At 71.4% G+C, this 12,010-nt stretch carries 11 protein-coding genes, 1 pseudogene and 1 riboswitch; of the genes and pseudogenes, 10 read left to right on the forward strand and 2 right to left on the reverse strand.

Going from position 1 to position 12,010, the window contains the following annotated elements:
* The first annotated feature begins 22 nt into the window (after positions 1-22).
* The 8 genes from FVS66_RS34830 (at position 23) to FVS66_RS05815 (ending at position 8,944) form a co-directional block, all read left to right on the forward strand.
* Positions 23-1,588, forward strand: coding sequence for a hypothetical protein (locus FVS66_RS34830; RefSeq protein WP_187645402.1), 1,566 nt, complete (start codon positions 23-25; stop codon positions 1,586-1,588).
* A gap of 108 nt (positions 1,589-1,696) precedes the next feature.
* Positions 1,697-2,980, forward strand: a complete 1,284-nt coding sequence (locus tag FVS66_RS05785; RefSeq protein WP_149179903.1) for a cytochrome P450 — start codon at positions 1,697-1,699, stop codon at positions 2,978-2,980.
* Between the two features lie 94 nt (positions 2,981-3,074).
* Positions 3,075-4,082 carry a transglycosylase family protein gene (locus tag FVS66_RS05790; protein WP_149179904.1) on the forward strand — a complete coding sequence of 336 codons (1,008 nt, stop codon included), beginning with the start codon at positions 3,075-3,077 and terminating at the stop codon, positions 4,080-4,082.
* Between the two features lie 260 nt (positions 4,083-4,342).
* Positions 4,343-4,515: riboswitch (cyclic di-AMP (ydaO/yuaA leader) on the forward strand.
* 3 nt (positions 4,516-4,518) lie between these two features.
* Complete coding sequence (locus FVS66_RS05795; RefSeq protein WP_149179905.1) at positions 4,519-5,226, forward strand: transglycosylase family protein; 708 nt, start codon at positions 4,519-4,521, stop codon at positions 5,224-5,226.
* 346 nt (positions 5,227-5,572) lie between these two features.
* On the forward strand, positions 5,573-6,853 hold the full coding sequence (eno, locus tag FVS66_RS05800; RefSeq protein WP_187645403.1) for a phosphopyruvate hydratase: 1,281 nt from the start codon (positions 5,573-5,575) through the stop codon (positions 6,851-6,853).
* A 108-nt stretch (positions 6,854-6,961) separates the two neighbouring features.
* A complete protein-coding gene (locus tag FVS66_RS05805) occupies positions 6,962-7,435 on the forward strand; it encodes a septum formation initiator family protein (RefSeq protein WP_149179907.1) in 474 nt (157 codons plus the stop codon).
* A 40-nt stretch (positions 7,436-7,475) separates the two neighbouring features.
* Entirely contained in the window at positions 7,476-8,024 is a 549-nt protein-coding gene (locus FVS66_RS05810) for a DUF501 domain-containing protein (RefSeq protein ID WP_149179908.1), read from the forward strand.
* Positions 8,021-8,944, forward strand: a complete 924-nt coding sequence (locus tag FVS66_RS05815) for a Ppx/GppA phosphatase family protein (RefSeq protein ID WP_149179909.1) — start codon at positions 8,021-8,023, stop codon at positions 8,942-8,944. The genes FVS66_RS05810 and FVS66_RS05815 overlap by 4 nt, the downstream gene beginning before the upstream one ends.
* A gap of 78 nt (positions 8,945-9,022) precedes the next feature.
* On the opposite strand, the gene FVS66_RS05820 is transcribed toward FVS66_RS05815, so the two are convergent.
* Together FVS66_RS05820 and FVS66_RS05825 are read right to left on the reverse strand one after the other, a co-directional pair.
* A complete protein-coding gene (locus tag FVS66_RS05820; protein WP_149179910.1) occupies positions 9,023-9,292 on the reverse strand; it encodes a type II toxin-antitoxin system RelE/ParE family toxin in 270 nt (89 codons plus the stop codon).
* The gene (locus FVS66_RS05825) at positions 9,289-9,561 is read right to left on the reverse strand and encodes a type II toxin-antitoxin system Phd/YefM family antitoxin (RefSeq protein WP_149179911.1); all 273 of its coding nucleotides are present in this window, start codon (positions 9,559-9,561) and stop codon (positions 9,289-9,291) included. The genes FVS66_RS05820 and FVS66_RS05825 overlap by 4 nt, the downstream gene beginning before the upstream one ends.
* 491 nt (positions 9,562-10,052) lie before the next feature.
* Here FVS66_RS05825 and FVS66_RS05830 point away from each other — a divergent pair, with 491 nt between their 5' ends.
* Together FVS66_RS05830 and FVS66_RS05835 are read left to right on the forward strand one after the other, a co-directional pair.
* Entirely contained in the window at positions 10,053-11,432 is a 1,380-nt protein-coding gene (locus FVS66_RS05830; protein WP_149179912.1) for an NAD(P)/FAD-dependent oxidoreductase, read from the forward strand.
* A gap of 251 nt (positions 11,433-11,683) precedes the next feature.
* Positions 11,684-12,010: pseudogene (locus FVS66_RS05835) on the forward strand (SAM-dependent methyltransferase); the annotation flags it as partial.

Consider the following 12,010-nt stretch of genomic DNA (forward strand, 5'->3'; position numbering starts at 1 on the left):
AGTGGGGGGAGGGACCGGACCGGTGGACGACGGGGAGTGGCACGCACTGGTGGCGGACGCGGTGCCTGTGCTGGCGAGGATCATCGACACGCATGGCCGGGACCACCTCGGCCACATCTGGACGGTGCGGTACGGGGGTCCGCCCTTCGAACTCCTCTGGCTGGGCAGTGCGCTCGGCGAAGGGGATGTCCGGCCGACGGAAGCGGCCGTGGCGGAGTGGGTGCACGACCGCCTGGCCCGAAGGTCGTCGACCAGCGCGCCGATCCTCCGACGCTTCGTGGAGGACTTCGGCGGTCCCGGAGCCGCGAGGGTGGGCAACGCGGTGCCGCAGGACGCGGTGGTGCGGGACGCGGTGGTGCGGGACGCGGTGGTGCGGGACGTGGTGCCGCAGGACGCGGTGGTGCGGAACACCGTCTCCGGCGGCACGGCGTCGAGCGTCGTGCAGGCGGCCTCGATCGGTGAGATCCACTTCGACACGGCGGCCCCGCACGACCCGGCCGTCTGGATCGACGCGAGCGCAGTCGACCCGCTCGCGCTCGGCTGCCGGCACGAAGGCCCGTACATCCGCCGGGACCGTGACGCGGACCTGGACAGGGAGCGGCCTGCGGGGTTCCTCCTGATCACCGGTGAGCCGCTGGCCGGCAAGACGACCACCGCGTGGGCCCTCCTGCGGCGGCTCGCCCCGGGCACCCAGGTGTGCGTGCCGCCGCCCGGCTCCGATCTGAGGGGGCTGCCCGAGCGGATACGCGCCAGGGACGCCGACTGTGTGCTGTGGCTGGACGGCCTGGAGCGCTACCTCGGCGACCCGGGCCTGGACGCCACGGTCCTGTCCCGCCTCATCGGCATGGGTGTGCTGGTGCTGGCCACGATGTCCGACGCCGCCTACGACGAGCACCGCTTCGGCGACCCGGCGCACGCGCGCGTGCTGAGCCGCGCCCGGATGGTCGAGCTCCCCCTGGAGTGGAGCCACGAGGAGCTGACGCGGCTGATCGAGAGCGGCGACGGACGCCTCGGGACGGCGATGATCTGGTGCGACGGCCGCGCCGTCACCGAGTACCTGGCGGTGGGCCCGGAGCTGTGGGAGGAGTGGCAGCGCGCGAAGCGCCCGGCCAACCATCCGCACGGCCATCTGCTGGTGCGTGCCGCCGTCGACCTGGCGCGGTGTGGGCTGCTGCGGCCCTTGCCCCTGGATCTGCTGCGGCGGGCACACGAGTCCTACGGCGCGGAGCCCACCGGTGACTTCGACGATGCCGTCGCCTGGGCCGCACGCCGGCGCCGCGGGGTGACCGGCCTGCTGGTGGAGGACGGCGGGTTGTGGCGGGCACACGGGTCGCTCGTCGCCGAGGCGACAGACGCGGACGGGCTGCCGCCGGTGCCGGACGCGGTGTGGGACCTCGCCCTGGAGTACGGCCACGACGCCGTCGCCGCGGCGGCCGAGGCGCACTTCCGGGCGCGGGCGGAGGGCGGTGACACCGGCGCCATGTACCGCCTGGCCCGGCTCGACCCCGACGGGGACTGGCTGCGCAGGGCCGCCGACGCCGGGCATCGGCGACGCGTACGGCGCCTTCCGCCTCGCCCGCCTTCTTGAGGAGGAGGGACGGTCCGACGAGGCCGTGGAGTGGATGCGCCGAGCGGCGGAGGCATGGCACCCGGGTGCCATCAGGGCGCTCGCCGGCGAGCCGGATACCGTCGAGGGGTGAACGCCCCGCAGAACCCCGGCCCCGGCCCCACCGCACCCCCCGAGCTCTTCACCTGGGAGTTCGCCACCGACCCCTACCCCGCGTACGCCTGGCTCCGCGAGCACGCGCCCGTGCACAGGACCCGCCTCCCGAGCGGGGTCGAGGCATGGCTGGTCACCCGGTACGCCGACGCCCGGCAGGCACTCGCGGACCAGCGGCTGAGCAAGAACCCGGCGCACCACGACGAGCCCGCGCACGCGAAGGGCAAGACGGGCATTCCGGGTGAGCGCAAGGCCGAGCTGATGACCCATCTGCTCAACATCGACCCGCCGGACCACACCCGTCTGCGCCGGCTCGTGTCGAAGGCGTTCACCCCGCGCAGGGTCGCGGAGTTCGCGCCGCGTGTGCAGGAGCTCACGGACCGCCTCATCGACAACTTCGCAACAAAGGGCTCCGCCGACCTCATCCACGAATTCGCCTTCCCGCTCCCCATTTACGCCATTTGCGACATGCTCGGCGTGCCCCCCGAGGACCAGGACGACTTCCGGGACTGGGCCGGGCAGATGATCCGGCACGGCGGCGGGCCGCGCGGCGGAGTGGCGCGCGCCGTGAAGAAGATGCGGGCGTACCTCGTCGAACTCATCCACCGGAAGCGGGGCGACCTCGGGGACGACCTCATCTCCGGGCTCATCCGCGCCTCCGACCACGGCGAGCACCTCACCGAGAACGAGGCCGCCGCGATGGCCTTCATCCTGCTCTTCGCCGGCTTCGAGACGACCGTCAATCTCATCGGCAACGGCACGTACGCCCTCCTCCGCAACCCCGGTCAGCGCACCCGTCTCCAGCGCTCCCTCGCCGCCGGCGAGACGGACCTCCTGGCCACCGGCGTGGAGGAACTCCTGCGCTACGACGGGCCCGTGGAGCTCGCGACCTGGCGTTTCGCGACCGAACCGCTCACCATCGGCGGGCAGGCGATCGGCGTCGGCGACCCCGTCCTCGTCGTACTCGCCGCCGCGGACCGGGACCCGGAGCGGTTCGGCCGGCCCGACGTTCTGGACCTGGCGCGGCGCGACAGCCAGCACCTCGGGTACGGGCACGGCATCCACTACTGCCTGGGTGCGCCGCTCGCCCGGCTGGAGGGGCAGACCGCGCTGGCCACACTGCTGACGCGCCTTCCGGATCTCCGTCTCGCCGTCGACCCCGAGGAACTGCGCTGGCGGGGAGGGCTCATCATGCGCGGACTGCGCACCCTTCCTGTGGCGTTCACCCCGGAAAAAACTGACGCTACGTCAAGACTGTGATGTTCGCGTAATCTCCCCTGCACCGACTTGTGACTGGCGTTCGAATGCCGCTACGTTCACCGTCACCTCAGCAGTCACGCGAAAGGTCCAACGCATGCGCTCCGGGAACGGACGACACCGTCGACCCCGTCAGGCCCCCGCCCTCGTCGTCGCCGCAGGGGTGACCGGATCGGCGATCGCACTGCCGCTGCTCGGCGCGGGAACAGCCTCCGCCGCCGACGCCGCCACCTGGGACAGGGTCGCCGAGTGCGAGACCGGCGGCCTGTGGAGCGCCGACCTCGGCAACGGCTACTACGGCGGCCTGCAGTTCTCGCAGGAGACCTGGCAGGCGTACGGCGGTACGGACTACGCCCCGCGCGCCGACCTCGCCAGCCGCTCCCAGCAGATCGCCGTCGCGGAGAAGGTCTTCGCCGCGCAGGGCACCAAGGTGTGGGAGACCTGTGCGCCCATCGCGGGCCTGGCCGACGGCGGGGGCTCCACCACGGCGGACGAAGACCCCGGGGTCGTACCGGACCCCTCCGCGACCGCCACCCCCGACAACGGGGAGAAGCCCGACACCCCCGTCACGCCGGACCCGCCCGGTGAGGGCGCCGAGCGCTCCGCCGAGCCGGCTCTGCCGGAGGCCGAGACCGGGACCGGCGCGGAGATCGAGCCCGTCACCCCCGACGCGCCCGCCACGCCCGACGCGCCCGCCACCCCGGCCACCCCCGCCCCCGGCGAGCAGCCCGCTGCCGACGGCGAGACCCCGCTCCCCGCCCCCGGCTCCGGCAAGCACCGCGGCGAACCCGCCGAGGAGGAGCCGGCCGCCGAGCCGACCGCGCCCGCGGGTCGCGAGTCCGGCGACACCGCCGACCCGGCCACCGGCCGCGAGTCCGGCGGCCACGCCTCGCGGGGCGACGGAACGGCACGCGGGGCGGACGGCCTCGCCGCCGACGGTACGTACACCGTCCGGCCCGGTGACAACCTCTGGGCCATCGCGCACACGCACGAGCTGTCAGGCGGGTGGACGGCGCTCTACGACGCCAACCGCGAGACCGTCGGCGCCGACCCGAACCTCATTGTCCCTGGCCAGAGCCTCGATCTGGGCGAACCTCAGGGGTAGTTACGGGCTGAATGTCCGTTTCCTGGGAAGTGAGACAAGAGTCTCTTCACATCAAATGGCGCGCCATCGTCGCCCTGTCCGTCCTTTTCGGTCCCTACCTGCGCAAACACCCTTAAGGGGTAGGCAAGTAGGGGTGGATTGACCCAGATTTCCCCCTTTGAACTTGGGGTGGGTCTGTGCTTACCGTCGTGACCGCTCGCCACCGCGGGCTCCGCCGACCGGTAACGCCGAATCCTGCCGCCGGCCGACGGAAACAGTCGACGCTTCGAGCGCCGTAGGCAGGAGCGGGGGACCCAAGGTAAGTGCCGGGCCCGGCCATTGAGAGATGGTCCGGAACCGGCTTGGGGTGAAGCCGCGCGCCCTGTGCGCGTGGCCGGGCACTCACCAGGCCCGAACCCGACAGCTCACCTCGCAGGCGTCGGTGAGGGGATACACCATGCTGCTTTCCGGCAAGGGCAAGCACCGTCGTCCGTCCAAGGCCGTCCGGCTCGCCGCGTTCGCCGGCATCACCGGTGCCGCCGTCGCCGCCCCGCTGATGGGCGCGACGTCCGTGAGCGCCGCGACCGCCGCCGAGTGGGACCGCGTCGCGCAGTGCGAGTCCGGCGGCAACTGGTCCATCAACACCGGCAACGGCTACTACGGCGGCCTGCAGTTCTCCGCCTCCACGTGGGCCGCCTACGGCGGTACCGCCTACGCCTCCACCGCCGACAAGGCGTCCAAGGCCCAGCAGATAGCGATCGCCGAGAAGGTCCTCGCGGGCCAGGGCAAGGGCGCCTGGCCGACCTGCGGCGTGAACCTGTCCAGCACCCCGTACAGCGGCGGCGCCGCCCCGGCCGCCCAGACGCCGAAGGCCCAGCCGAAGGCGGAGTCCAAGCCGAAGGCCGAGTCCAAGCCGAAGGCGGAGGCGAAGTCCGGCGACCGCGCCTCGCGCGGCGAGGCACGCACGGCCGCGCCGTCCACCCCGAAGCCCAAGACAGTCAAGAAGGGCGACGGCGAGTACACGGTCGTCGCCGGCGACACCCTCGGCAGGATCGCCGAGGCGCAGGGCGTCAAGGGCGGCTGGCAGAAGCTGTACGAGCTGAACAAGGACGTCATCGACGACGCCGACCTCATCTACCCGGGCCAGCGGCTCCACCTGAGCTGACGCCGCGCCACCCCTCGAACCGGTCCCGGTCCGACGCGTCCATCCCCCGTACGCGTCGGGCCGGGACCTTCGCACACCGGTCCCGCCTCGCCCGCCTCGACCACCGTCCGCCCATGCCGCCCGGCAATTCCGGGCAAACCAGGCCGGGACGGATGAGTGAGGGGGCGCTCAGGGCGGTTACCGGTTGGTAGGTCGGGTGTCTCTTTGTCCCTCAACGCGGGGCCTTGCGCCCTTTTTCGTCCCAGGGGGCGGGCGGTCGCGGGTGCCGGCCCCGGAGCCGGTTAGGCTCTTGCCGCAAGGCCAAAGATCCTGCACTCCATGCGTCACATCCCAGAAGGAGATGCTCGTGCCGTCCATCGACGTCGTCGTAGCCCGGGAAATCCTGGACTCCCGAGGCAACCCCACGGTCGAGGTCGAGGTCGGCCTCGACGACGGCAGCACCGGCCGTGCTGCCGTCCCCTCCGGTGCCTCCACCGGTGCTTTCGAGGCCCTCGAGCTCCGCGACGGTGACAAGGACCGTTACCTCGGCAAGGGCGTCGAGAAGGCCGTCCTCGCCGTCATCGAACAGATCGGCCCGGAGCTCGTCGGCTACGACGCCACCGAGCAGCGGCTGATCGACCAGGCGATGTTCGACCTGGACGCCACCCCGGACAAGTCCTCGCTCGGCGCCAACGCCATCCTCGGCGTCTCCCTCGCCGTGGCGCACGCCGCCTCCGAGGCGTCCGACCTGCCGCTCTTCCGCTACCTGGGCGGCCCCAACGCGCACCTGCTCCCGGTGCCGATGATGAACATCCTGAACGGCGGCTCGCACGCCGACTCCAACGTGGACATCCAGGAGTTCATGATCGCCCCGATCGGCGCGGAGTCCTTCTCCGAGGCCCTCCGCTGGGGCACCGAGGTCTACCACACCCTCAAGAAGGTCCTGAAGGACAAGGGTCTCTCCACCGGCCTCGGCGACGAGGGTGGCTTCGCCCCGAACCTCGAGTCCAACCGCGCCGCGCTCGACCTCATCCTCGAGGCGATCAAGCAGGCCGGCTACACCCCGGGCCGCGACATCGCGCTCGCGCTGGACGTCGCCGCGTCCGAGTTCTACAAGGACGGCGCGTACGAGTTCGAGGGCAAGTCCCGCACGGCCTCCGAGATGACCGACTACTACGCGGAGCTCGTCGACGCGTACCCGCTCGTCTCCATCGAGGACCCGCTGTTCGAGGACGACTGGGACGGCTGGAAGACCATCACCGAGAAGCTCGGCACCAAGGTGCAGCTCGTCGGTGACGACCTGTTCGTCACCAACCCGGAGCGCCTGGCCCGCGGCATCGAGGAGGCCGCCGCCAACGCCCTGCTCGTCAAGGTCAACCAGATCGGTTCGCTGACCGAGACCCTGGACGCCGTCGAGCTGGCCCAGCGCAACGGCTTCAAGTGCATGATGTCCCACCGCTCCGGCGAGACCGAGGACGTCACCATCGCCGACCTGGCCGTCGCCACCAACTGCGGCCAGATCAAGACCGGTGCCCCGGCCCGCTCCGAGCGCGTCGCCAAGTACAACCAGCTGCTGCGCATCGAGGAGATCCTCGACGACGCGGCGGTGTACGCGGGCCGCAGCGCGTTCCCGCGCTTCAAGGGCTGACACCCCGCCGGCACAGGCTGACGCCGTCGTAGTACCGCCGTTGCGTACGTCCCCGGCCACGGTCCCGTACCGTGTCCGGGGACGTCGTATGTAAGGAGGGGCGAGCCGATGGGGCAGGACCGGGACCGGTTCTCGACCGCGACCAGGCTGCGGCTGCTCGGCGAGCAGACCGCCGCGCGCGTCTACCGCTCCCAGAGCCGCCGCCAGGCGCGCCGCTCCCGGCTCACCGGCCGGGCCGCCTTCCTCGCCCTTGTCGTCTGCACCATGGTCGTGGCCCTCGCCTACCCGATGCGTCAGTATGTGTCCCAGCGCAGCGATATCGCCGAGCAGGAGCGGCTGGCGCGGGAGGCCGCCGCCCGCGTCGAGCGGCTCCGCGACGAGAAGGCGCGCCTCCAGGACGACGCCTACATCCGGCAGCTCGCCCGCCGGCATCTGCACTACGCGATGCCGGGCGAGACGGCCTTCACCATGAACGACCCCGAGGCGGCGCGGCAGCGCCGCACCGACCAGGGCGGCACCGGCCTGCCCTGGTACTCCAACGTCTGGGACGGCGTGGACCGCGCCGACCAGGAGAACCGATAGCCCCGTAGTTCCACCAGGATCAAGCAGGATCAAGGCAGGCATGGAAACGCCCCCTCCGCAGACCGAACGCACCGAGCCGACCGAGGCCGACGTCGCGGCCTTCAAGGAACAGCTCGGCCGCCCGCCGCGCGGCCTGCGGGCCATCGCGCACCGCTGCCCGTGCGGCGAGCCCGACGTCGTGGAGACCGCCCCCCGGCTCCCCGACGGCACGCCCTTCCCCACGACGTACTACCTCACGTGCCCCCGCGCCAACTCCGCGATCGGCACACTGGAGGCGAACGGCGTCATGAAGGAGATGACCGAGCGGCTCGGCACCGACCCCGAGCTGGCCGCCGCCTACCGCGCCGCGCACGAGGACTACATCGCGCGCCGTGACGCCATCGAGGTCCTCGCGGGCTTCCCCAGCGCGGGCGGCATGCCGGACCGCGTGAAGTGCCTGCATGTTCTGGTCGCCCACTCGCTGGTCGCCGGCCCCGGCGTGAACCCGCTGGGCGACGAGGCCCTCGCGATGCTGCCGGAGTGGTGGGCGAAGGGACCGTGTGTGACCGTCGACCGCGCGGAGAAGACCGAGGAGAAGGACGGACAGTGACCCGAGTAGCGGCCATCGACTGCGGTACGAACTCCATCCGCCTCCTGGTGGCGGACATCGATCCCGCCGCGGGCACCGTCGTCGACCTGGACCGGCGCATGACGATCGTCCGGCTCGGCCAGGGCGTCGACCGTACGGGCCGGCTGGCGCCCGAGGCGCTGGAGCGGACGTTCGCGGCGTGCCGCGAGTACGCCGCCGTCATCAAGGAACTGGGCGCGGAGAAGGTCCGCTTCGTGGCGACGTCCGCGTCCCGTGACGCCGAGAACCGCGACGACTTCGTCCGGGGCGTCCTGGAGATCCTGGGCGTCGAGCCCGAGGTCATCTCCGGCGACCAGGAGGCCGAGTTCTCCTTCACCGGGGCGACGCGGGAGCTGGCGGGCACGGACGAGTACCTGGTCGTCGACATCGGCGGCGGTTCGACGGAGTTCGTGGTGGGCACCGAGCACGTGCTGGCCGCCCGCTCGGTCGACATCGGCTGCGTACGGCTGACGGAGCGCCACGTCCGCACCGACCCCCCGTCGGAGTCCGAGGTCGCCGCCGTCCGCGCCGACATCCGCGCGGCCCTCGGTCTGGCCGAGCGGACCGTCCCGATACGCGAGGCCCGCACCCTGGTCGGCCTGGCCGGCTCGGTGACGACGGTCGCCGCCATCGCCCTGGGCCTGGAGGAGTACGACTCGGCGGCCATCCACCGCTCCCGTATCCCCTACGACCAGGTCGCCGAGGTCACCGCCCGGCTGCTCGCCATGACCCACGACGAGCGTGCCGCGATCCCGGTCATGCACGCGGGCCGGGTGGACGTCATCGTCTCCGGCGCACTGGTCCTGCGGGAGATCATGGAGCACATCGGCGCCGCCGAGGTCGTGGTCAGCGAACATGACATTCTGGACGGAATCGCTTGGAGTTGCACGTCCGCTGAGTGACCTGCGTGTGCGAGCCTCGACGGCACCGCTCATCACGCGGCGAGCCAGGTGCGCTGAGGGGGTGGCAGGCGGCGGGCGTCAGAGATTGCGGTGGACGTCCCGGCGGTCGCCCACCTCGACCACGAGGACGACGAGTTCTCCGTCGTCGATCTGGTAGGCGACCCGGTAGCTCCCGACCCGGAGCCGGTAGAGGCCCGACGGGCCGGTGAGCTTCTTGACGTCGGCGTCCTGGCGGTGAGGGTCGTCACCGAGCGCGGTCAGTGCGGTCAGGATGCGCATGGCGTCGGGGCGGCTGACGGCCCGCAGTTGCCGCTGCGCCGCCGCGGTGAACCGGAAGGCGCACTTCACGCCGCCTCGCCGTCCCGCTCGGTGAACAGGTCCGCCAGCAGCTCCGCCATCGTCACGGTGGCGCCGCCCTCGGCCAGGACCGCTTCGGCTTCACGCGCCAGCATCACGTCGGCCGCTTCCTCCAGCGCTTCGAAGTCCGAGATCGGCACCACGGCAGCCACCGGAGCGCCATTGCGCGTGATGACGGTCGGGACGCCCTCCTCGGCCCGGTTGATGTGGTCGGCGAGGTGGGCGCGGGCTTCGCGTACGGTCACGGCGTTCTCAGTCATGACGTCAGTGTACGCATTTACGTGTACACCCACCATCCGTCGGAGAGGCGCGTTCGTGTGCCCGACCCTCGGCGGAATCGCCTGGTCGCTGGTGTAGCGGAGGCGGCTCCGACACCCCTCCGGCGGTCCTGGAGACAGGTCACCGGAGAAAGTTCGTGAAGTTCTTCACAAGGAAAAGAGCCCTGGCGGGGATCTCGGAGGCCGGTACGGCCCTTGCGGACACCCGTCGGGGCTCTTCTCTGTCCCATCTTTCGTAGCCCCAGGCACGTTTCAGCCATATGAACAAAGGTGGTGGTCCGCCGTTACGGAAGGCTCTCCGGTCCAGTTCACGGGGGGTGATGAGGGGTTCGACAACGTCCTTCGTTACACCGTGGTTCCCGGTGCGCGCCATGACCTCGGTCACGTGGGCGGCGCAGTGTAGCAGAGGTCTCCCCGGACCTTGTGAAGGGGCGCACGAGCGACCCCCCTCGGTGAGGTGGATACTCGATGCCATGAGCACCACGGAGCGTCCCAGGATCCTCGTAGTAGGCGGAGGGTACGTAGGCCTGTACGCAGCTCGACGCATTCTGAAGAAGATGCGCTACGGCGAGGCGACCGTCACGGTCGTCGACCCGCGCTCGTACATGACGTACCAGCCCTTCCTCCCCGAAGCCGCCGCCGGCAGCATCTCGCCGCGGCACGTCGTCGTCCCGCTGCGACGCGTGCTGCCCAAGGCCGAGGTCCTCACCGGACGGGTCACCACCATCGACCAGGACCGCAAGGTCGCCACGGTCTCGCCGCTCGTCGGCGAGGCGTACGAGCTGCCGTTCGACTACCTGGTCATCGCGCTCGGCGCCGTCTCCCGCACCTTCCCGATCCCCGGCCTCGCCGAGCAGGGCATCGGTATGAAGGGCATCGAGGAGGCCATAGGCCTGCGCAACCACGTCCTCGAACAGCTCGACAAGGCCGACTCGACGACCGACGAGGAGGTCCGCCGCAAGGCGCTGACCTTCGTCTTCGTCGGTGGCGGCTTCGCCGGTGCCGAGACCATCGGCGAGGTCGAGGACATGGCCCGGGACGCCGCGAAGTACTACAGCAACGTGTCGCGCGAGGACATGCGCTTCGTGCTTGTCGACGCCGCCGACAAGATCCTCCCCGAGGTGGGTCCGAAGCTCGGCAAGTACGGCAAGCAGCACCTCGAGGGCCGTGGCGTCGAGGTCTACCTGAACACCTCCATGGACTCCTGCGTCGACGGCCATGTGGTGCTGAAGAACGGCCTCGAGGTCGACTCCAACACCATCGTGTGGACCGCCGGTGTGAAGCCGAACCCGGCGCTCGCCCGCTACGGCCTGCCGCTCGGCCCCCGCGGCCACGTCGACTGCGAGACGACGCTCCAGGTCAAGGGCACCGACTACATCTGGGCCGCCGGCGACAACGCCCAGGTCCCGGACCTCGCCGGCCGCAAGGCGGGCAACGAGAACGCCTGGTGCCCGCCGAACGCCCAGCACGCGCTGCGCCAGTCCCGGGTCCTCGGCGACAACGTGGTGTCCGGCATGCGCGGCTTCCCGCAGAAGGACTACGAGCACGCCAACAAGGGCGCGGTCGCCGGTCTCGGCCTGCACAAGGGCGTCGCGATGATCGTCATGGGCAAGATGAAGATCAAGCTCAAGGGCCGTCTCGCCTGGTACATGCACCGCGGCTACCACGGTCTGGCCATGCCGACCTGGAACCGTAAGATCCGCGTCTTCGCGGACTGGACGCTCGCGATGTTCCTCAAGCGCGAGGTCGTGTCGCTCGGCGCGATCGAGTCGCCGCGCGAGGAGTTCTACGAGGCCGCCAAGCCGGCCCCGGCCGCCACCGCCTCGAAGCCGGAGAAGGCCAAGGCCTCCTGACCGACGGCCCCGGCCGAGTCGTAGCAGTACAGCAGTCCCGCCGAGGGGCCGCCCGCCATCCGTGGTGCGGGCGGCCCCTCGGCGCGTCCGGAGTGTGTCCGGCGGCGTGTGCGGGGGCGCTCGGAAGTCGCGCTGTGCTGCCGATGCGTTAATTGCCCGGGAGTCGCGTCGTTTCGGGACTGCTTTCCGTCGCCGTCGGTGCTTACGTGGTGCTGAGCATTTCTGGGATCGATGTCACGGAGGTGTGCACCATGTCCGACGCCGCTTCGCGGCTGGCCGCGCTCGCCGAGGATCTGCCGGCCGTCCCTCTCCCGGTGCGGATCCGCGCCTGGGACGGCAGTGAGGCCGGCCCGCCGGGCGCACCCGTGCTGGTCATCCGTCACCGGCGCGCCCTGCGCCGGATGGTGTGGCGGCCGGGCGAGCTGGGGCTGGCGCGCGGCTGGGTCGCCGGGGACCTCGACGTGGAGGGCGACCTGTACGAGGCGCTCGACCGGCTCTCCGGGCTCGTCTGGGAGCGCGGCGGCGCCGACACCGGCGAGCGCGGCGGGGGTAGGGCCGGCCGGGCCGCCCGCGCCCTG

Source organism: Streptomyces sp. TRM49041 (assembly GCF_008271805.1).
GTDB lineage: Bacteria > Actinomycetota > Actinomycetes > Streptomycetales > Streptomycetaceae > Streptomyces.

Excerpts from the sequence above, each read along its gene's own strand:
- FVS66_RS05830 (WP_149179912.1), top strand. The coding sequence starts at position 10,053 with ATGAGCACCACGGAGCGTCCCAGGATCCTCGTAGTAGGCGGAGGGTAC.
- FVS66_RS05825 (WP_149179911.1), bottom strand. The coding sequence starts at position 9,561 with ATGACTGAGAACGCCGTGACCGTACGCGAAGCCCGCGCCCACCTCGCC.
- FVS66_RS05805 (WP_149179907.1), top strand. The coding sequence starts at position 6,962 with ATGGGGCAGGACCGGGACCGGTTCTCGACCGCGACCAGGCTGCGGCTG.
- FVS66_RS05795 (WP_149179905.1), top strand. The coding sequence starts at position 4,519 with ATGCTGCTTTCCGGCAAGGGCAAGCACCGTCGTCCGTCCAAGGCCGTC.
- FVS66_RS05810 (WP_149179908.1), top strand. The coding sequence starts at position 7,476 with ATGGAAACGCCCCCTCCGCAGACCGAACGCACCGAGCCGACCGAGGCC.
- FVS66_RS05790 (WP_149179904.1), top strand. The coding sequence starts at position 3,075 with ATGCGCTCCGGGAACGGACGACACCGTCGACCCCGTCAGGCCCCCGCC.